At 61.8% G+C, this 19,641-nt stretch carries 15 protein-coding genes; 11 read left to right on the top strand and 4 right to left on the bottom strand.

What is annotated here, in order from left to right; all coding sequences use genetic code 11:
• Window positions 1–481, top strand: a 481-nt coding sequence (locus tag Q4Q11_RS05355; protein WP_498568860.1) for an integrase core domain-containing protein, incomplete at its 5' end; no start/stop codon positions are given.
• A 53-nt stretch (window positions 482–534) separates the two neighbouring features.
• On the opposite strand, the gene Q4Q11_RS05360 is transcribed toward Q4Q11_RS05355, so the two are convergent.
• Window positions 535–2,373 carry a hypothetical protein gene (locus Q4Q11_RS05360; RefSeq protein ID WP_498568861.1) on the bottom strand — a complete coding sequence of 613 codons (1,839 nt, stop codon included), beginning with the start codon at window positions 2,371–2,373 and terminating at the stop codon, window positions 535–537.
• A 238-nt stretch (window positions 2,374–2,611) separates the two neighbouring features.
• On the opposite strand from Q4Q11_RS05360, the gene Q4Q11_RS05365 reads away from it, so the two are divergent.
• Both Q4Q11_RS05365 and Q4Q11_RS05370 read left to right on the top strand, forming a co-directional pair.
• On the top strand, window positions 2,612–3,625 hold the full coding sequence (locus tag Q4Q11_RS05365; protein ID WP_113215207.1) for a glycosyltransferase: 1,014 nt from the start codon (window positions 2,612–2,614) through the stop codon (window positions 3,623–3,625).
• Window positions 3,622–4,008, top strand: coding sequence for a GtrA family protein (locus Q4Q11_RS05370; RefSeq protein WP_112509033.1), 387 nt, complete (start codon window positions 3,622–3,624; stop codon window positions 4,006–4,008). Before Q4Q11_RS05365 ends, Q4Q11_RS05370 begins: the two co-directional genes overlap by 4 nt.
• 63 nt (window positions 4,009–4,071) lie before the next feature.
• Here Q4Q11_RS05370 and Q4Q11_RS05375 read toward each other — a convergent pair whose 3' ends face one another.
• Entirely contained in the window at window positions 4,072–5,058 is a 987-nt protein-coding gene (locus Q4Q11_RS05375; protein WP_498568862.1) for a Gfo/Idh/MocA family protein, read from the bottom strand.
• 318 nt (window positions 5,059–5,376) lie between these two features.
• Here Q4Q11_RS05375 and Q4Q11_RS05380 point away from each other — a divergent pair, with 318 nt between their 5' ends.
• From Q4Q11_RS05380 to Q4Q11_RS05395, 4 genes are all read left to right on the top strand, one after another.
• The gene (locus Q4Q11_RS05380; protein ID WP_112509028.1) at window positions 5,377–5,946 is read left to right on the top strand and encodes an isochorismatase family protein; all 570 of its coding nucleotides are present in this window, start codon (window positions 5,377–5,379) and stop codon (window positions 5,944–5,946) included.
• Complete coding sequence (locus tag Q4Q11_RS05385; RefSeq protein ID WP_113222195.1) at window positions 5,943–6,941, top strand: helix-turn-helix domain-containing protein; 999 nt, start codon at window positions 5,943–5,945, stop codon at window positions 6,939–6,941. The genes Q4Q11_RS05380 and Q4Q11_RS05385 overlap by 4 nt, the downstream gene beginning before the upstream one ends.
• Before the next feature lie 105 nt (window positions 6,942–7,046).
• Entirely contained in the window at window positions 7,047–7,997 is a 951-nt protein-coding gene (locus Q4Q11_RS05390) for an aldo/keto reductase (protein WP_113222196.1), read from the top strand.
• 12 nt (window positions 7,998–8,009) lie between these two features.
• Window positions 8,010–8,453 carry a GNAT family N-acetyltransferase gene (locus Q4Q11_RS05395; protein WP_498568863.1) on the top strand — a complete coding sequence of 148 codons (444 nt, stop codon included), beginning with the start codon at window positions 8,010–8,012 and terminating at the stop codon, window positions 8,451–8,453.
• Here the strand turns inward: Q4Q11_RS05395 and Q4Q11_RS05400 are convergent.
• Complete coding sequence (locus Q4Q11_RS05400) at window positions 8,443–9,060, bottom strand: hypothetical protein (protein WP_498568864.1); 618 nt, start codon at window positions 9,058–9,060, stop codon at window positions 8,443–8,445. The two genes, Q4Q11_RS05395 and Q4Q11_RS05400, sit on opposite strands and share 11 nt — an antisense overlap.
• A gap of 114 nt (window positions 9,061–9,174) precedes the next feature.
• Window positions 9,175–10,068, bottom strand: a complete 894-nt coding sequence (locus Q4Q11_RS05405; RefSeq protein ID WP_498568865.1) for a LysR family transcriptional regulator — start codon at window positions 10,066–10,068, stop codon at window positions 9,175–9,177.
• Window positions 10,069–10,197: 129 nt separating this feature from the next.
• On the opposite strand from Q4Q11_RS05405, the gene Q4Q11_RS05410 reads away from it, so the two are divergent.
• The 4 genes from Q4Q11_RS05410 (at window position 10,198) to Q4Q11_RS05425 (ending at window position 19,513) form a co-directional block, all read left to right on the top strand.
• Window positions 10,198–11,193, top strand: coding sequence for an aldo/keto reductase (locus tag Q4Q11_RS05410; protein ID WP_112509014.1), 996 nt, complete (start codon window positions 10,198–10,200; stop codon window positions 11,191–11,193).
• 255 nt (window positions 11,194–11,448) lie between these two features.
• On the top strand, window positions 11,449–16,965 hold the full coding sequence (locus Q4Q11_RS05415; protein WP_498568866.1) for an alpha-2-macroglobulin family protein: 5,517 nt from the start codon (window positions 11,449–11,451) through the stop codon (window positions 16,963–16,965).
• Window positions 16,966–16,974: 9 nt separating this feature from the next.
• Window positions 16,975–19,062, top strand: coding sequence for a penicillin-binding protein 1C (gene pbpC / locus Q4Q11_RS05420; RefSeq protein WP_498568867.1), 2,088 nt, complete (start codon window positions 16,975–16,977; stop codon window positions 19,060–19,062).
• 91 nt (window positions 19,063–19,153) lie between these two features.
• Entirely contained in the window at window positions 19,154–19,513 is a 360-nt protein-coding gene (locus tag Q4Q11_RS05425) for a nuclear transport factor 2 family protein (protein WP_112509006.1), read from the top strand.
• Window positions 19,514–19,641 lie beyond the last annotated feature (128 nt).

Genomic DNA, 19,641 nt, shown 5'->3' on the forward strand with positions numbered 1-19,641 from the left:
CCAGAGCAATTCCCGTGGCGTCGGCTGGGAATACGTCCATGTCTGCATCGACGATGCCTCCCGCATCGCCTTTACCCAGATCCTTCCCGACGAAAAGGCCGTCAGCGCCATTGCCTTCCTCACAGCGGCGATCGCCTATTACAAGGGCTTGGGCATCACCGTCACCCGGGTGATGACCGACAATGGCTCCTGCTACAAGGCCAAGGACTTCGCAAAAGCCTGCAAGGCGCTCAGCCTCAAGCACATCCGCACCAAGCCCTATACGCCGAAGACCAATGGCAAGGCCGAACGCTTCATCCAGACCGCCCTGCGCGAATGGGCTTATGCCCGCGCCTACCCCTCCTCAGAGCATCGAAAAGCGCACTTGCCCAACTGGACACATCTCTACAATTGGCATCGCCCGCATGGCAGCCTAAATTCAAAGACACCCATCAGTCGCCTCAATCTATCCAGCGACAACCTCTTGAGGCTCCACACCTAGAGCGTGATGCGGAAAAGTGTAGGCGGTTTTCGGTCCGAAATTACGCCTCCGGCTCAATCCTGCGATTTGACGCGGAAGAACTGCACATCCGATTCGCCCTGGGTCGCAATGGGTTCCAGATAAACGGGAACACGCCCAGCACTCAGATAGGCATAAAGTCCCTTGGGAGCCCGCTCGCTTAAGAGCAGCACCTGCGGATCCTCTTTGCAGAAGGCGACTAATGTCACCTTTGCCTCACGCAAGAGCGCCTCCGCCCTTTGCGGTTCCGCAAGGCCGATATGCAGTTCGGCCAGCATGCCGTCGGGATCTCGGTGATAAGGGCCGGATAAGGTGCGATGCGGCGTGAAGCGCAAAAGCGGCGCTCCCATGTTCGAGGCTGCCGCGACGACCCCTGGCTGAAGGCCCGCGATCGGCGCCAGCGCTGTCTTCGAGGCACAATCGGCGGTTTCCTCGGCCTTGGCGGGAGTCGCGATCGCAAAGCCGTTGCTGAAGCCCTTCGTGACAAGCAAGCCGCCGATCGCCCATACCGCGGGGGCGGAAACCAGCACCGTCACCGCATAGAGCAAGGCCGAGCGCATGTTACGGGTATCGGCCATGTAGCCGCGCCTGAGATCGGCGATCATCAGGGCCAGGGGCGGGATGGCAAGGAGGTTGGCAAATTCCGCGCCGCGCACCTGCACCAGCGTAATCACCCAGTTGATCGCAACCATGGCCGTGAGAATTGCAAACAGGCCGGCGCGATCACCGCGCAGAATGCGAATTGCGCAAAAGACCATGGCCAGAAGACCGGTCGCATAGAAGACGCCGAGCGTATCGGGCTGGGTCCGGGCGATCGAAAAGATCGACTGCGCCTCCGTTATCTGGTTCAGCCAGAGATCCACCAGCATCGGATCGAGATCGGCAAGCGGATTGTGCAGGCATTGCGGTGCAAGCGCGACGGTCGTCGCAAATACGAACGCGCCATCGGCCAGCAGAACCGCGATGCGCCACTGCCGGGACAGGCGGCTGGCAAAAAGCGCCGACAACAGAAGCCCGACGCAGCCGGCGCTGGTGATGCCGTAAAAGCCGAGCGAAAGATTGTCGCAGGTGACCATGGAATAAAAGCGCGGCGGAACCAGCGAAAAGAAGGCGGCGCTGACGGCGATGGTCAGTGTCAGCGCAAAGGCTTTCGCAGCCGGCGCGAAGGCTTCGCCTTTCCAGGCCCAAAGACAAGCAACCGACATGCAGGCGACGGCAACGAAGGGCGTCGTTTCCGCACCGATGCCGAGCTGGATGGCAAGAGCGACGGCGGCGACCGCGAAATTGCGCGGCCGATGGTTTTCATCGACCAGCATGGCAACGGTGAGGGCGACAAGGCCAAGCTGAACATTGTCATGATCGATGGACCCCGGCACGAAACGCGGCGAGAGCAATACGAACATCGCCGTCAAGATCAGCGAAAAATGCATACCTTCGACACCGGCGACGCGCCGGCCGGCAAGCCCCATAAAGACCATCAGCGGCAGAACGAGCATGAGCGGCCACACGGTCAGCGCCGCCGCCTCCGCCCCTTCGGGCGAAAAAAACATCCGGAAGAAGAGGATGAGGCTTGCGATCGGCAGGTCGATGAAGCGCGACCAATGCATCAGCGTCCCGCCGTCGAGGCCGAGACGGTATTGCATCATATCGAACCAGCCTTGGCCGGCGAGGAAATCCCGCACTTCGACAAGGCGCATGGCGTCGTCATTATCCGGACCGACATAGTCCGCGAGGTGACGATGAATGACGAGTTGCGCGACGATAACGACCACAGCATAGGCAAGTGCGACCAAGGCCGGATGCGACCAAGGCAAAGGCGCCTTCTTTTCTGCCGTTCGGGCTGCCTCGGGCGGCATTGCCAGCGTCTGCGCCATGTGGTTAAGCCCTGTGTTGGAAGGATATTCGGGGCTTTACGCTAGCTCATGCCCATCAAAAAAAAGTAAAGCGGATGTCCGGAGACATTCATCACGATAATGTTTTTCGTACGGGCTATTCCCCGCCATTTTTCGTTCGCAGCCATAGCGTCTTATTAACAGCCAGCAGGATAAGCTCTCGTCCGGATCGTCCATCGGGCCTCAACACTGACTTTACGCGTAGGAACCGGCCAAGACCATGTGGAATGAGAAACTGAACATCGCCGTTCTTCTGCCCTGTTACAACGAAGCCGCGACGATCGGAGACGTCGTGCGCGGCTACCGCAAGGCGCTGCCGCAGGCTACGGTCTATGTCTACGACAACAATTCCACCGACGGCACCGCGCTTTACGCCGTACTGGCGGGTGCAACCGTGGTGCGCGAGCGTCGGCAGGGCAAGGGCCATGTGGTGCGGCGCATGTTCGCCGACATCGAGGCGGATATCTATCTGATGGCTGATGGCGACGGCACCTATGCGCCGGAGGACGCTGAAGAGCTGATCCGCACGCTGCTGACCGAAGGCTCCGACATGGTTGTCGGCACACGCCGCAATGTCCATAACGACGCCGGCCGGCAGGGCCACGCCTTCGGCAACCGCATCTTCAATTGGCTCTATCGCAGCATATTCGGTGCCGATTTCACCGACATCTTCTCCGGCTATCGCGCCTTTTCGCGCCGTTTCGTCAAGAGTTTCCCAGCCGTATCGGGTGGTTTCGAAATCGAGACCGAAATGTCGGTGCATGCCTCGCGGCTCAAGCTGCCGGTCAGCGAACTGGAACTCGACTATGGGCGGCGGCCGGAAGGCTCGCATTCGAAGCTTTCCACTTTCCGCGACGGTGGCAAGATCCTCTGGATGTTCGCCATGCTGATGAAGGAAACGCGGCCTTTCGCCTTTTTCGGCATTTTGAGCGCCGTCGCCATGGAGCTCGGCATCGGCTTCGGCATCCCCGTCCTTGTCGAGTATTTCGAAAGCGGCCTGGTAACGCGCATGCCGAGCTGGGTGCTCTCCATGGCACTGACGATGATCGCCTTCATGCTGTTCACGGCGGGGCTGATTCTGGATTCCGTTGCACGTGCGCGTGCAGAACAATTGCGAATCCACTATATGAGCCTGGCCAAGCCATCTTCGCGTCACAATGGTGACGAACGGACTGTTTACATGGCAGAACTCGAAAAGCCGGGAAGCCGGAAGAAAAGGTCCAAGGCTGCATGAATAAGCTGCTTCGCTTCCTGATTGCCGGTACTATCGGCTTCATTGTCGATGCGAGCATATTGCATCTATTGCTGTGGTTCACGCCATTCGGCCCGTTCGTCAGCCGCGCCGTATCGATACCGACCGCGCTGCTTACGACCTGGTTTTTGAACCGCAACTTCACTTTCGGTCGATCCAACCGGTCGCTGGCGTCGGAGGGCTTCCGCTACGGTTCTGTCGGCTTGACCTCGGCGCTCTTGAACTATGCCGTTTTCAGCTCGTTGCTGATGGCCGAGCCGGGGCTGCGGCCGATCATCGCCCTGACGCTTGCTTCGGCGGCGGCGACGGCATTCAGCTTTTTCGGCTATTCGCGCTTCGTCTTCCGCCACCGGCAAAATTCCTGAAGCAATTCCGGAAAAGCGCGGGCAATTTTCCGGCCGGAATTGCCTGGAGAATAAGGAAGCCGGTCAGACCGGCTCCCAGCCATCCTTTTCGCTGGCCCGGTAAATCGCATCGATGACCTTCTGGTTGAGCTTCGAGCTTTCCAGGGACACGACCTCCGCACCTTGACCAAGCGCCGCGGCTGAAAAGGCTTCCGCCTCGCGTCTGTACTGCCGGCTGTCGGGGAAACGGAAGATCTGCGATTCGGAATGGTTGCGATTGGTCAGTTCCAGTTCTTCGGCACCATAACGGTCGGCGTTGAAGGGCGACTTCACCTCGATGAAGCCTTCCGTACCGTGAAAAACCATGACCTGGCGATTGGCCATCTGCGTGGAGATATAGAAGGTTAGTTCGAAGTCGCCGAAATCGGCCTTGACGCTGGAATAGATGTCGGTGCCGAATTCGGGATCGCGCTCCGTCACCGCCTGAATGCGCCGGGGCTCACGGCCGGTGACGAAACGGGTGCTGATGGTCGGGTAGACGCCGATATCGGGCAGGCCGCCGCCGCCGAGCGCCGGGATGTTGCGCATGTTGCCGGCATCGCGGTTGAAATAGGTGAATGCGCCCTGGATATGGCGCAGGCGGCCGATGGCGCCATCGGCGAGCAGCGAGCGAACCTTGCGCCAGACCGGCGCATAGGTGACCATATAGGCTTCCGTCACCAGAACCCTGTTGCGATCGCGGGCAGCGATCAGGCTGTCGATTTCATCCGCCTTGAGCGCAATCGGCTTTTCGCAAAGCACATGCTTGCCGGCATCGGCGGCCTTGATCGTCCATTCGACATGCTGCGAGGTCGGCAGGGGAATATAGACGGCATCGATGGTGTCGGAGGCGAGCATCTCCTCGTAGGAGCCGAAGGCATGCGGCACCGAGAAACGATCGGCCATCTGGCGGGCACGGTCGAGATCGCGGCTGGCGATGGCGGTCACTACGCAATTTTCCGCATCCTGAATGGCCGGCACCACCAGATCGCGGCCGATCTTCGCAGTCGACAGAATTCCGAAGCGCAGCATGCTCTCTCTCCTAAAACATCGTCCCGAAGCGGACGGCTGCATGGCGATGACCGCCACTCGGCTCTTCCGGCGGGATGTCGTGTAGACACGGTGGGTGAAGCGAAACGAAGGCCGTTACACTCTCGATGAAATCGAAGGCCACCTTATTCGGCCCCTGGCGAAGGCGCAACGCTCGAGATGAGCTCGCGGTCACGAACGGGGAGCACGACAATCATCGCATCATGTCCGTATTTGTCCCCTTTCTGTCTGCCAAATGGCTTTCGAAGCTTTCAGTCGACGCCTAGTCTCGGCTATCCTTCAAGCACAGGAGATACGAAAATGTCCCATGCCGATACCGCACTGCTCGTCATCGATGTCCAGGAATCCTTTCGCCAGCGTCCCTATTGGCGAACGGACGACCTGCCGGCCTTTACCAACCGCCTGCAGGCGCTGATCGACGGAGCCAAGGCAAAAGGCATTCCCGTCGTGCAGATTTTCCATGTCGAGGATGGCGACGCGCATTTCAGCCTGAAGAGCGGCTACGTGCGCAAGCTCGACGAAATTTCGCTGGAGGCCGATGCGGTCTTCCACAAGCGCCGCCATTCGGCGCTCGTCGGCTCCGGCCTCGATGTCTGGCTGGTGGCGAATGGCATCCGCAAGGTGATCGTCTCGGGCATCCGCACGGAGCAATGCTGCGAGACGACCACCCGGCACGCTTCCGATCTCGGTTATGATGTCGATTACGTCACCGAGGCGACGCTGACTTTTCCGATGACGCACGCCTCGGGTACGGTGTTCAGCGCCGACGATATCAAGAAGCGCAGCGAGTTGGTGCTTTCGGGCCGCTTCGCCCGCATCGCAACCGTCGAAGAGGCGCTGGCCGGCGCATCGATACGGAGTGCCGCATGACCCAAAACGGCCAGCACCGTCATCGGCAGATCATTCCAGTCTACGTCCTTCTGCCGCCCTATACGCTGCTGATGGACGTGGCCGGGCCGGTAGAGGTATTGCGCCGCGCCAATATCGAACAGGACGACGTCCTGTTCGACTATCAATTCGTCGCCGCCCAAGCATCGCAGACGACCTCGGTCGGGCTGACGCTTGCCGATCTCAAGCCGCTGCCGGAGCATATTCCCGACGGCGCCTATATCATCCTGTCCGGCAGCGTCACGCCGCCCGACGGCGCGGAGGATATCGAGCAGGAGCTTGGCGGGCTCGCGACCTGGTTGAAAAGCACGGTACGTCCCGGTATCACGCTCGTCACCATCTGCTCAGGAGCCGTGCTTGCCGCCCGCGCCGGCCTGATGGACGGCTATGCCTGCACCACGCATGCCGCTTGCCTCGACGAAGTTCGGGAATATGCGCCGACGGCGAAGGTTCTCGACAACCGGCTATATGTCGAGGACCGGGACCGCTATTCGAGCGCCGGCATTACGACTGGCACCGACCTGATGCTGCACCTCGCCTCCAAGCTGACCTCGCCGGTGACAGCGCTGACCATTGCCCGGCACATGGTGGTCTACATGCGAAGGACCGGCGCCGAGCCGCAGCTTTCGCCCTGGCTCAGCGGCCGCAACCATGTGCACCCCGCCATCCATCGCGTTCAGGATGCGATCATGGCCGATCCGGCCCATGGCTGGTCGCTTTCCGAGCTTGCCAGTATCGGCGCGATGAGCGCACGGCATATTTCGCGGCTGTTTCAGGAACATGCCGGCCTGTCGGTGACAGCCTATGTCAATCTGATGCGCGTCACATTGGCGCGCGACGTGCTTGCCAATTCGCGGCTGGACATGGAGCGCGTGGCGGAAAAGTCCGGCTTCGCCTCGCCGCGGCATATGCGGCGCGTCTGGTCGAAATACAATGCGCTGCCGCCCAGTCACTATCGGCGTTCGGCAGCGGAATAAAGAAATCGTCAGTGGAATTTCACTGCTCGCGGCGTTAGCCTGCCTTGTCCCTCCCCTCCGGCGCCTGTTCGCCGGTCCGACACTCAAGTGATTTGGAGACATATCATGGACATGCGCAAGCTTGGACGAACCGATCTGTTTGTCGCCCCCATCGTTTTCGGCGGCAACGTCTTCGGCTGGACGGCCGATGAGAAAACCTCCTATGCACTGCTCGACGCCTTCTTCGATGCCGGCTTCAACACGATCGACACGGCCGATGTCTATTCCCGCTGGGTTCCCGGCAACAAGGGCGGCGATTCCGAAGAGATCATCGGCAAGTGGCTGAAGCAGGGCCGCGTTTCGCGCGACAAGGCGATTATCGTCACCAAAGTCGGATCGGAAATGGGGCCGGGCAAGAAGGGCCTCAAGGCCGACTATATCATCGAGGCGGCCGAGGCATCGCTGAAGCGGCTGCAGACCGACCACATCGACCTTTATCTGTCGCACTGGCCGGACCCGGAAACGCCGCACGAGGAATCGCTTGCTGCCTATGCCAAGCTGAAGGAACAGGGCAAGATCCGCCATGTCGGCTGCTCGAACCTCAATGCGACGCAGCTGCAGGCTTCGCTCGATGCCGCCGCCAAGGCAGGACTGCCGCGCTACGACGTGCTGCAACCCGAATATAACCTCTATGCCCGCGACAGCTTCGAGGGACCGCTTGCGGATCTCTGCGTCAGGGAAGAGATCGGCGTCATCACCTATTTCAGTCTGGCGGCGGGCTTCCTGACCGGCAAATACCGCCGCAAGGCGGATACGGAAGGACGGGCGCGCGAGAACCGGGTCGCCGCCTATCTCGACGCCAAGGGCCTGCGCATCCTTGCAGCCCTCGACAAGGTCGCCGCCGAAACCGGCGCGAAGCCGGCCGAGATCGCGCTTGCCTGGCTTCTGCGCAAGCGCGGCGTCACTGCTCCGATCGCAAGCGCGACTAGCCTCAGCCAGCTCGAAGCGCTCATCAATTCGGCAAAGCTTCCGCTTTCCGATAACGCCATGCGCCTGCTCGACGCAGCCGGCGAATAAAAGAGGCAACCAATGACCGTGACGATCCGAGATGCCAGACCTGAAGACGAAGCGCGCTGGCGCGCGCTATGGAACGGCTATCTGGCCTTCTACGGCGTCACGATCGCGCCGGATATTACCGATGCGACCTGGCGCCGGGTCTTCGATCCGGCGTCGGCGATCTTCATGCGTGTGGCCGAAGTCGACGGCGAGGTAAAGGGTTTCACGCTTTGCCTAACGCACGAGGGCACATGGACGCGCGCTCCCGACTGCTATCTGGAGGACTTGTTCGTCGATGAAAGCGCCCGGGGCCACGGCGTCGGCCGGGCGCTACTCGACGATCTCGTTACGCTCTGCAAGAAAAACGGCTGGGCGCGGCTCTATTGGCATACGGAAGAAGGCAATGCGACCGCCCGCAAGCTATACGACACCTATGTCAAAAGCGACGGGCACATTCGTTATCGCATCAGCTTCTAAGCTTCGGAAAACCCTCATAGTGCGCGGAATGATCGCCTTCCCAATTCGCCATGCCCGGTTTGGTCAGCATGCCGCGCGGGCCGACAAAGCTCTGAATCGTCCGTTTCGGCCGCTCGTGCCATTGGATGTTGAAGGCCCATAGTTTCGGGAAGAAGCAGAGCGAGGCATAGGGCAGGTGGTCGTGTATCCACCAGGCGAGCTTCTGCCAGTCGCCTTCGTGGCTATGGTGATCGATGAGCCATGGCACGACGATGCAGACGGCGGCCCCGATGCAGCCGTCGAGATCGCGCATGTCCCAGATATGGTGCGCAGCGGTGTGGGGATTGGTCGAGCAATTCAGCCCGTTTCTGTTGCCGAAGGCGTTCACCTCTGGCGAGCGATAGCCGGAGCGGATATGTAGCCGGCCAAAGGTCGCTTCCAGCGGCTCCAGCAATTCCTCGCAGAGCCGCCGGCCCGTCTCGATCGCCAGATCCGGATCCTCGGGAATATTGGGGATGCGATAGAAATCAGCAATTTCCGAATGCAGGAAATCGCGGAAGAAGAAGTTCTTCGACAACCTGACGCGGCCGAGATCCTCGAGCCCCTTCATCGACCCCGGTTTTCTCATCGCTGCCACCCTTCCTGAAACCATTCAATCAGTCGAGACGAGTTATCGCATCGCCGCCACCCGATTTCTGTCAGCAGTCGCTCATCGCTTGTTTCGACGCAAATCCGAATGCCCTCAAGGCCCCGTATATTTGAAGAAATCGATGAAGGCTCTAAGCGCCGGACGCATCTGGCGGCGGCTTGGATAATAGATGCAGAAGCCCGGATAGGGCGGGCACCAATCCTCGAGAACGCGGATGAGTTTGCCCTCGGCCAGTTCCTGCTGCACACGAATGTCGAAGAGATAGGCAAGCCCGGCGCCATTGACGGCCGCCAGGACGCCGAGCCGATCCTCGATGACGATCAAAGGGCCATCGACGGCAACGACCAGCTCGCGGCCATCCTTCTCGAACTCCCAGCGATAGAGCGAGCCATCGGTGAACCGCCGCTTGATGCAGCGGTGATGGGCGAGATCGCGCGGATGCAGAGGCTTCGGATGTTTCTCGAAATAAGCAGGCGAGCCCGCAATCACGGTACGGATGTCGGGCGAGATCTTCACCGCGATCATGTCGCCTTCGATGCTTTCCGCCAGCCGGATGCCGGCATCATAACCCTCCTTGACGATGTTGCTGAAGCCGTCCTCGTTGGCGATCTCCAGCGTGATGTCGGGATAGGTATTGAGAAAATCGCCAAGCCGAGGCGCCATGAGAAGATCGGAAGCGAAGCGCGGGGCGGTGATTCGCAGCGTTCCCGCCGGGCGGCCGCGGGTCGCAAGCGTGTCCTCCAGCGCGATATCGATTTCCTCCAGAGCCGGCGCCAGCCTTTGAAGCAAGGCCTGGCCCTCCTCCGTCGGCAGTACGCTGCGCGTGGTGCGGGCGAGCAGCCGCACGCCGAGGCTTTCTTCGAGGCTGGAAACGGCGTGGCTGACGGCAGATGGCGCAATCGACAGTTCCTTGCCGGCGGCACGGAAGCTGCGATGGGCGGCGACGGCGGCAAATACCGCGAGTTGGGAGAGCTGAGTTCGGTTCATTGATCTAAATTATAGAACAGCCTGTAAGGATTTGCATGGATTTTCATTCATTATCCAGAATCCTACCTTGAACTCGTAGACAGCGGATACGAGCCCTGTCGCTCCCATACATCTGAAGAGGAACACACCATGAAAACCCGCAGGCTTGGTAAGGATCTCACCGTTTCCGCCGTTGGGCTCGGCTGCATGGGCATGAGCTTTGCCTATGGCGCGACCGACGAAGCCGAATCCGTCAAGACGCTTCATCGTGCAGTCGATCTCGGCATCACCTTTTTCGACACCGCCGAAACCTATGGCCCCTTCACCAACGAGGAGCTGCTCGGCCGCACGCTGAAATCCATGCGTAACCGCGTGGTCATCGCCACCAAGTTCGGCTTCAAGCTCGATCATACGAAAAGCGGTCCGGCGGCGATGGTCGGTGTCGACAGCCGGCCCGAACATGTGAAGGACGTTGCCGAGGCTTCGCTGAAACGGCTCGGCACCGATGTCATCGACCTCTTCTATCAGCATCGAGTCGATCCCAACGTGCCGATCGAAGACACGGTCGGCGCTATGGCGGAGCTGGTGAGAGAGGGCAAGGTGCGGGCACTCGGCCTTTCGGAAGCCGGCTCCGCCACCATCCGCCGCGCCCACGCGGTGCATCCGATCGCTGCCGTGCAGAGCGAATATTCTCTATGGAGCCGCGACCCGGAAGAGGATGTGCTTGCCACCTGCCGCGAACTCGGCATCGGCTTCGTGCCCTATAGCCCGCTCGGCCGCGGCTTCCTGACCGGCGCGATCCAGAAGACGGACGATCTCGCCGACGACGATTTCCGTCGTTCGCTGCCGCGCTTCCAGGGCGAGAATTTCGATGCCAACACGGCCCTTGTCGCGAAACTTCAGGCGCTTGCCGAAGAAAAGGGCGTCACGGCGGCACAATTGGCGCTCGCATGGGTGCTGTATCAGGGCGACGATATCGTGCCGATTCCCGGCGCACGCAAGCTGCATCATCTGGAGCAGAATGCGGCGGCTGCCGACATCGCTCTTTCGCCGCGAGAGGTGAAGGAGCTCGGCGACATCGTCTCACCCGAAAGGGTCGCCGGTAAACGGTATACCGATGCCTCTCTGGCGATGACGAATATATGACACTTGGGCCGCCCCCTCGGCCGACGCGAAGACATCGGCCGCAAAGGCCGGTGTCATTTTGGGACCGAAAAGAAAAATGAAGCATCGGAGACAGGGTCGCCGAACATGCGAATTGCCTGAATTGCAGGCTTTTTCAAACTCCTAGATTGATCGTCATGGGCGCGAAGCTCATTCAGAAGCTCCACGCTCGGTTGACAAACGGGTTCGAAATTTGAAGATTGCCGCCATCAAAAACGGGCAGCGTGGGGAGGACTTATGTCTAAGCGCGCGTTTATCGGCTTCTCTGCTTTTCTTCTTGCCACTTTTACCTCTCTGAACCCCTCGGTCGCAGCTGACGTCAAGCGCCAGGTGGTCACCACGAAGGATGGCGATTACTTCGGCTTCGATCTGCGCACAGAGCAGAATGTGACGCTGGACCAGTGCTCCGCCTCCTGCATCGGCGACAAGTCCTGCAAGGCCTTCACCTACAATCCCAAGGTGAAGTGGTGCTTCATGAAGTCGGACTTCAACCAGCTCAACAGCTTCCCCGGGGCGATCGCCGGCAAGATCGTCGAAACGGCTGCCACCAGCGAGCCGGATATCGGCGCAGCACCTGCCCTTTCCTTCCTCTCCGACAATTTCGTTCAGAGCGCGCGCGATGCAAAAAACACGCTGACGCTCGGCAACGAGCTGAAGGGCCAGGGCGTCGAAAGCCTGATTGCGCTCGGCCGCATCGAACTGACCTCGGGCAATGTCAACGATGCCCTGAACGCCTTCCAGGGCGCGCTCTCGCTCAATCCTGACAACGGTGATCTGTGGATCGAAATGGCGCGCGCCGCCAACACGATCACGAACGACACGTCTGTCGCCACACGAGCCGCCTATGCCGCACTCAACGGCTATCAGCTGACCCGCACGACTAGCAGCCGCGCCGATGCGCTCGCTGTACTCGCCGAGGCGCTGAAGAACGCGCAGAACTACCGTCCCGCCCTCAACGCCTACAAGGCGAGCCTCAATCTCGTCAGCTCGGCCGCCGTCCAGGCTGCCTACAACGACCTTCTGGCCCGCCAGGGCTTCCGTGTTACCGGCAACACGCTCGACAACGACAATGCCTCGCCACGCGCCTGCGTGCAGTTCTCCGAAAAGCTGGTGAAGAGCGGCGTCGACTACACCCCCTTCGTCACACTCAACGGAGCCGCGCCGAAGGGCGTCGACGCCAAGAATAACCAGATCTGCGTCGAAGGTCTGGAATTCGGCCAGCACTACCGCATTTCGCTGCGCGCCGGCCTGCCCTCCTCAGTGGATGAAAACCTCGCCTCGCAGGTCAATGTCGATGTCTACGTCAAGGATCGCGCTGCCTCGCTGCGCTTCACGGGCGACAACTTCGTCCTGCCTTCGACGGCACGCCGCGGCATTCCGATCGTTTCGGTCAATGCCAATACGGCCAATCTCAAGCTCTACCGCATCGGCGACCGCAATATCGCCCAGCTTCTGAACAACTCGCAGTTCCTGACACAGGTGGACAGCTACAGCGCCCAGACCATTCGGGATACCAATGGCGAGCTGGTCTGGCAGGGCTCCATCGAGATCAAGCAGGAACTCAACAAGGAGGTCGCGACCAGCTTCCCAGTCGACGAGGTGCTGCCGAAACGCAAGCCGGGCGTCTATGTGCTGACAGCGGTTGCGCCCGACAGCGGCGGTCATGAATGGGACCCGCAGGCGACGCAGTGGTTCGTCGTATCCGATATCGGCGTCACCACCTATGCCGGCACCGACGGACTGAACGTCTTTGCCCGCTCGCTCGGCAGCGCCAAGCCGCTCGCCGGCGTCCAGCTGCAATTGCTTGCCAAGAACAATGAAATTCTAGGCACCGCGAAGACCGACGACAATGGCCGCGCCGTCTTCAGCGCCGGCCTGATGCGCGGCACGGCGGGTATGACCCCGGCCGTCATTACCGCTGAGAATGGCGATCAGGATTATGTCTTCCTCGACATGACGCGCGCCGGCTTCGACCTTTCCGACCGCGGCGTCGCCGGTCGAACCGCGCCCGGCGCCATCGACCTGCTGACGTGGACGGAGCGCGGCATCTACCGTGCCGGCGAGACGGTGCATGCGTCCGCACTTGGCCGCGACGTCAGCTCGACTGCAGTCGAAAACCTGCCGCTTACTTTCGTCTTCCGGCGCCCGGACGGCGTCGAAGACCGTCGCATCGTCACCGATGGCGGCAAGCTCGGCGGCTACAATATCGACCTGCCGCTGCAGCAGACCTCGATGCGTGGCACCTGGACGATGAGCATCTATACCGACCCGAAGGGTTCTTCCATCGGCTCGCAGACCTTCATTGTCGATGACTTCGTACCCGATCGCATCGAATTCGACATGAAGAGCGACGCCAAGGAGATCGAAGTCGGCCAGCCGACGCCGGTCAATGTCGATGGACGCTACCTCTATGGCGCGCCGGCCGCCGGCCTCAACCTCGAAGGCGAGGTGACGCTGAAGCCGACGCGCCAGAGTGACGCCTACAAGGGTTACCAGTTCGGCCTCGCCGATGAAGGCGCGGGCAAGGCCGAAAACGACGACAGCGACGCCAGCAGCGGCGACAGCAAGGCCGAGAGCACGCAGGTCCCGCTCGAGGACCTGCAAGCGCTGGACGAGAACGGCAAGACCACCTTCAACGTCACGATCAACGACACGCCTTCGACCACGCAGCTGCTGAACGCCAATATCACGGTGCGCATGCAGGAAGCGGGCGGCCGCGCCGTCGAGCGCTCGCTGGTGCTGCCGGTCAAGGCGGATGGCCCGCGCATCGGCATCAAGCCGGAATTCGACGGCGATCTCGGTGAAAACTCCGTCGGCAACTTCCACATCATTGCGGTCGATGCCAACGGCCAGAAGCAGGCCATGCAGGGCCTGACGTGGAAGCTGCTGAGCGTCGAGCGCAATTATCAATGGTATCGCGACGGCAGCAGCTGGAAGTTCGAGCCGATCATGTCCACCAAGCAGGTGGCGGTGGGCACGGTGAACGCGACGACCGATGGCGCGGCGATTTCCATGCCCGTCACCTGGGGCCGTTACCGTCTCGAGGTCTCCACCTCCGATGCGAACGGCCCGCAATCCAGCGTCGAGTTCAATGCCGGCTGGTATGTCGCCTCCACCTCGACAGAAACGCCCGACGCGCTCGAGATCGCGCTCGACAAGGAAAGCTACCGTGTGGGCGATACAGCCAAGCTGAAGGTCACTTCGCGCTATGCCGGCCAGCTGATGGTGACGGCGGGTTCGGAAACGCTGATCTCCGTCACCAATGCCGATATTGGTGCGACGGGCGGCGAAGTCGACATCCCGGTCACGGCCGATTGGGGCGCCGGCACCTATCTGACCGCCACCCTCTTCCGCCCCGGCGACGCGCAGGAAAGCCGCATGCCGATGCGCGCCATCGGCATCAAATGGGCGCCGGTCGACCCGGGCGAGCGCAAGCTGCAGATCAAGATCGACGCGCCTGAGAAGACGCTGCCGCGCCAGCCGCTGAACATCAGCCTGCAGGTCTCCGGCGCAGGCGCCAATGAAGATGCCTATGTCACGGTTGCCGCCGTCGATGTCGGCATCCTCAATCTCACGCGCTATCAGCCGCCGGCACCGGATGAATGGTACTACGGCCAGCGCCAGCTCGGCCTCGAAATCCGCGACATCTATGGCCGCCTCATCGACGGTTCGCTCGGCGCGACCGGCAAGCTGCGCACCGGCGGCGACGGCGGACAGGTGGCCTTGCAGGCGAGCCCCCCGAAGGAAAAACTGGTTGCCTTCTTCTCCGGCCCGATCAAGCTGGATGCCAATGGCAAGGCCAATGTCAGCTTCGACATTCCGCAGTTCAACGGCACGGCGCGACTGATGGCCGTTGCCTGGTCGAAGGCCGGCGTCGGCCATGCGACGCAGGATGTCATCATCCGCGATCCCGTCGTCGTCACCGCGAGCCTGCCGAAGTTCCTGGCGCCTGGAGACAAGGCGAACCTGCGTCTCGATGTTGCCAATACAGATGCGCCCGCCGGCGAGTATACGCTTGCTGTGACCGGCAACAGCGCCGTGACAGTGGACGCCAGCGCTACCCAGCAGAAGATCAATCTGCAGGCCGGCGGCAAGTACGCCATCACCCTGCCGTTGACCGGTGGACAGCCGGGCGATGGCACGGTTTCGATCAAGCTCTCGAACGCTTCCGGCATGTCGCTCGATCAATCGGTCGATATTCCGGTCCGCCCGTCGCAGCTGCCGCTGACCGAACGGCGTGTCATCGCGCTTGCCCCCGGCAAGAGCCTGACCGTCAATGCCGACCTTCTCGCCGACAGCGTGCTGCCCGGCGCCTCGGTCAGCGTCAATGTCAGCCGCTCCAGCGCGTTCGACGTGCCGGCGCTCCTGATGAGCCTCAGCCGCTATCCCTATGGCTGCGCGGAACAGACCGCGAGCAGTGCCATGCCGCTGCTCTATTTCAGCGACATGGCGATCAAGAACGGCCTTGCCGATGACGCGGAGATCCGCAAGCGCGTGCAGGACGCCATCTATCGCGAAATGTCCTACCAGTCCTCGACCGGCAGCTTCGGCCTCTGGGGGCCAGGCTCCGGCGATCTCTGGCTCGACGCCTATGTGATGGACTTCCTGACCCGCGCCCGCGAGCAGAAGTACAACGTGCCGGATCAGGCCATGGTACAAGGGCTCGAAAACCTTCAGAACGCGCTCAGCGCCAATACCAACGTCAAGGATAACGGCAACGATATCGCCTATGCACTCTACGTGCTGGCACGCAACAAGAAGGCCTCGATCAGCGATCTGCGCTACTATGCGGACACCATGCTGAATGACTTCCCGACGCCGCTCGCCAAGGCGCACCTGGCCTCGGCTCTCGCGCTCTATGGGGATGCCCAGCGCTCGCGCAACATCTTCATCGACTCGCTGCAGATGTCGCAAAAGGCCGCGGTGACCAAGGTCAGCTTCGTCCGTTCGGACTACGGCTCGTCGCTGCGCGATGGCGCCGCCGTGCTGGCGCTGGCCGCCGAAAGCCGCCCGGTGCCGCCGATCATTCCGGAACTCGCGAGCGTCGTGGCCAAGGATTGGCAGACCAAGAAATATACCAGCACGCAGGAACAGATCTGGATGCTGCTCGCCGCCCGCGCCCTGCAGAATGGCGACGACGGCCTGACACTCGATGTCAATGGTGCTGCCCATAACGGCACCTACATGGCGCAAATGTCCGGCGACGCCCTGATGGGACATCCGCTGACCGTGACCAATACGACGCGCCAGCCGCTGTCGGCTGCCGTGACCACGGTCGCGGCTCCGGTTGCGCAGCTGCCTGCCGGCGGCAATGGCTTCAAGATCGAGCGCAAGTACTACACGCTCGACGGCGAAGAGGCGAATGTCAGCCAGGCACAGCAGAACGAGCGCTATGTCGTCGTGCTGCATGTCACTGAGGACAATGACTGGCCGCAGCGCATCCTCGTGACCGATCTCCTGCCGGCAGGCTTCGAGATCGACAATCCGAGCATCGTCAACAGTGCTCAGCTTTCGAACTTCGACTGGCTCAGCGAAATTCAGCCTGCCCATGTCGAATTCCGCAATGACCGCTTCGTCGCTGCCTTCGATCAGAATTCCGGCGCAGATCGTGACATGACCTTCGCCTATGTCGTGCGCGCTGTGACCCCCGGCGTCTACGATCATCCGGCCGCAAGCGTCGAGGACATGTATCGTCCGCAGTTCTCGGCCCGCACGGCGATGGGCCGCATGGAGGTGCTGGGCGCCCAGCAGTAAGAAACAGCAATGAAGGCGCGGTGGAAAATTGCGATCGGCTTTGGAGCCACCGTCTTGACGGCGGTGGCTCTGGTCTTCGGCCTGGAAGCCGCGGATCGAGCCTATCCGCCGCCGCTGGACAATGCCCGTGTAGTCTCGGCTGAAGTGCTCGACGCCAATGGCGATCTCCTGCGCGCCTTCGCCACGCCCGAGGGGCGCTGGCGGCTGAAGACCGGCGTTGCCGATGTCGATCCGCAATTTCTGCGCATGCTGGTCGCCTATGAGGACCGGCGCTTCTACGATCACCACGGCGTCGATCCGGTGGCGATCGGCCGCGCCTTTTTGCAGCTCCTCACGCATGGCCGCATCGTCTCAGGCGGTTCGACGCTTTCGATGCAGGTGGCGCGCCTGATCGAGCCACGCAGCGAGCGCTCGATGACGGCGAAGCTCCTGCAGATCGTCCGTGCCATCCAGATCGAGCGGCGGCTGACCAAGGAACAGATCCTCGACCTTTACCTGACCCATGCGCCTTATGGCGGCAATCTGGAGGGCGTGCGCGCGGCGAGCCTTGCCTACTTCGGCAAGGAGCCGAAGCATTTGACCGTTGCGCAGGCGGGCCTGCTCGTGGCGCTGCCGCAGCTGCCCGAAAAGCGCCGGCCGGACCGCAATCTTGCCGCCGCGCAGGCGGCCCGCCATCGTGTGCTCGAGCGCGCCGCCGTTGCCACGGTGATCGGCGAAGGCGAAGCGGAGCGCGCCTCGCTTTCTCCCATTCCGGCGCAGCGCCGGCAGCTGCCGGCCTATGCCGCGCATCTGGCCGAACTGGCGCTCCGCAAGCAGCCCGGCATCATCAAGCACAAGACGACGCTGCGGCGCGATGTGCAGCAGGGCCTGGAAGCCGTTGCAGATGCCGCGGCAAAGCGGCTGGGGCCGAAGGTGTCTGTCGCGATGATCATGGCCGACGCCAAGACCGGCGAGATCATCGGCGAAGTCGGCTCGGCCAATTACTTCGATTCCTCGCGTGCCGGCTGGGTCGACATGACCCGCGTGCTGCGCTCGCCCGGCTCGACGCTGAAGCCGTTCATCTACGGCCTTGCCTTCGAGCAGGGTTATGTGGCGCAGGAAACGATCATCGAGGATCGGCCCGCCGATTTCTACGGCTATCGCCCGCGCAATTTCGACATGAGCTATCAGGGCGATGTCAGCGTGCGCCAGGCGCTGCAGCTATCGCTCAACGTGCCGGCCGTGCGCCTGCTCGATGCCGTCGGCCCGACGCGGCTGCTGGTGCGCTTCCGCCGCGCCGAGGTGAAGCCGAAGCTGCCGCCGAACGAGGCACCCGGCCTTGCCATCGGCCTTGGTGGTGTCGGCGTGACGCTGAAGGATCTCGTGCAGCTCTATGCCGGGCTTGCCAATCGCGGCAAGGCGATGCGGATCGGCGATGGCGTTCAGGACGAGCCGGGACCGATCGACGGCGAGCCTCTGATGGAGCCGATCGCGGTATGGAACATCACCGATATTCTCTCCGACATCATTGCGCCGCGTGGCAGCAAGCAGCTCGGCATCGCCTACAAGACCGGCACCAGCTACGGCAATCGCGATGCATGGTCGGTCGGCTATGACGGCGCGCATGTGCTCGGCGTCTGGGTCGGCCGCCCGGACAATGGCGCCGTGCCGGGACTGGCGGGCTATGTTTCGGCCGCGCCGATCCTGTTCGAGGCCTTCGCCAAATCGGGCGTTGCCATAACCCCCTTCCCGCCTGCCCCGATGGGCGCTGTGCGCATCGCGCCGACCGAGCTGCCGATCAGCCAGAGGCGCTTTTCCGTCACCGCCGCCGGGCTGCTGGCCGCCTCCAGCCGCGAACCGGCGCCGCAGATCGTCTATCCTCCGGAAGGGGCACGCGTCGATCTCGGCGCCAGCAGCGGCAACGACCAGATCATGCCGCTGGCGCTGAAACTTCAGGGTGGACGGGCGCCGTTCCGCTGGCTCGCCAACGGCAAGCCGCTGCCCGACATGTCGCGCCGCCGCACCAACCAGTGGACACCCGATGGTGCCGGTTATTCGACGCTGACTGTCATCGATGCGGCCGGGCGGGCGGCGAGCGTGCGCGTCTTCGTCGAATAATATCCATCGCATCATTGCGACCGGCTGCCGAATTTTGTCAGCCAGCGGCATCTATGATATCTTACGCATGACTCAAATGAGGAATGGCGAGATGTCGGAAGAGCAGGCAATCCGGGCGGTTGTTCACCTCTATGTCGATGGCATGGCATTCGCGAACGAGCCGGCGCTGCGCAAGGCCTTCCATCCGCGAGCCGCGATCATCGGCAATTATCAGGGCGCAGTGGAATGGATGACGCGGGATGAATTCATCGCCGCGATCGTCGAGGAAGGCGGCGCCCCGCCCGGCACCATACCGCTGATGGAGATCGAGCTGATCGACATCGAAGGCGATGCCGCGAGCGTCAAGGTCGTCGACGAATTCGCCGGTATGCGGTTTTCGGACTACCTGTCACTGGTGAAGATCGATGGGCGGTGGAGCGTGGTGAACAAGGTTTATCATCTGCATCGATGATTGGCGGCCTTAAAGCGCATGCCTTCTACGCTGCGGCTCTGATACCCCCCTCTGTCGCTTTCGCGACATCTCCCCCACAAGGGGGGAGATCGTTTGGAATATGCCGCTCATCTTAGTTAAAGCAGAAG

The organism is Rhizobium sp. UFLA01-1127, from assembly GCF_059803845.1.

Excerpts from the sequence above, each read along its gene's own strand:
- Q4Q11_RS05365 (WP_113215207.1), top strand. The coding sequence starts at position 2,612 with ATGTGGAATGAGAAACTGAACATCGCCGTTCTTCTGCCCTGTTACAAC.
- Q4Q11_RS05385 (WP_113222195.1), top strand. The coding sequence starts at position 5,943 with ATGACCCAAAACGGCCAGCACCGTCATCGGCAGATCATTCCAGTCTAC.
- Q4Q11_RS05425 (WP_112509006.1), top strand. The coding sequence starts at position 19,154 with ATGTCGGAAGAGCAGGCAATCCGGGCGGTTGTTCACCTCTATGTCGAT.
- pbpC (WP_498568867.1), top strand. The coding sequence starts at position 16,975 with ATGAAGGCGCGGTGGAAAATTGCGATCGGCTTTGGAGCCACCGTCTTG.
- Q4Q11_RS05360 (WP_498568861.1), bottom strand. The coding sequence starts at position 2,373 with ATGGCGCAGACGCTGGCAATGCCGCCCGAGGCAGCCCGAACGGCAGAA.
- Q4Q11_RS05415 (WP_498568866.1), top strand. The coding sequence starts at position 11,449 with ATGTCTAAGCGCGCGTTTATCGGCTTCTCTGCTTTTCTTCTTGCCACT.
- Q4Q11_RS05405 (WP_498568865.1), bottom strand. The coding sequence starts at position 10,068 with ATGAACCGAACTCAGCTCTCCCAACTCGCGGTATTTGCCGCCGTCGCC.
- Q4Q11_RS05380 (WP_112509028.1), top strand. The coding sequence starts at position 5,377 with ATGTCCCATGCCGATACCGCACTGCTCGTCATCGATGTCCAGGAATCC.
- Q4Q11_RS05395 (WP_498568863.1), top strand. The coding sequence starts at position 8,010 with ATGACCGTGACGATCCGAGATGCCAGACCTGAAGACGAAGCGCGCTGG.
- Q4Q11_RS05375 (WP_498568862.1), bottom strand. The coding sequence starts at position 5,058 with ATGCTGCGCTTCGGAATTCTGTCGACTGCGAAGATCGGCCGCGATCTG.
- Q4Q11_RS05400 (WP_498568864.1), bottom strand. The coding sequence starts at position 9,060 with ATGAGAAAACCGGGGTCGATGAAGGGGCTCGAGGATCTCGGCCGCGTC.
- Q4Q11_RS05410 (WP_112509014.1), top strand. The coding sequence starts at position 10,198 with ATGAAAACCCGCAGGCTTGGTAAGGATCTCACCGTTTCCGCCGTTGGG.
- Q4Q11_RS05390 (WP_113222196.1), top strand. The coding sequence starts at position 7,047 with ATGGACATGCGCAAGCTTGGACGAACCGATCTGTTTGTCGCCCCCATC.
- Q4Q11_RS05370 (WP_112509033.1), top strand. The coding sequence starts at position 3,622 with ATGAATAAGCTGCTTCGCTTCCTGATTGCCGGTACTATCGGCTTCATT.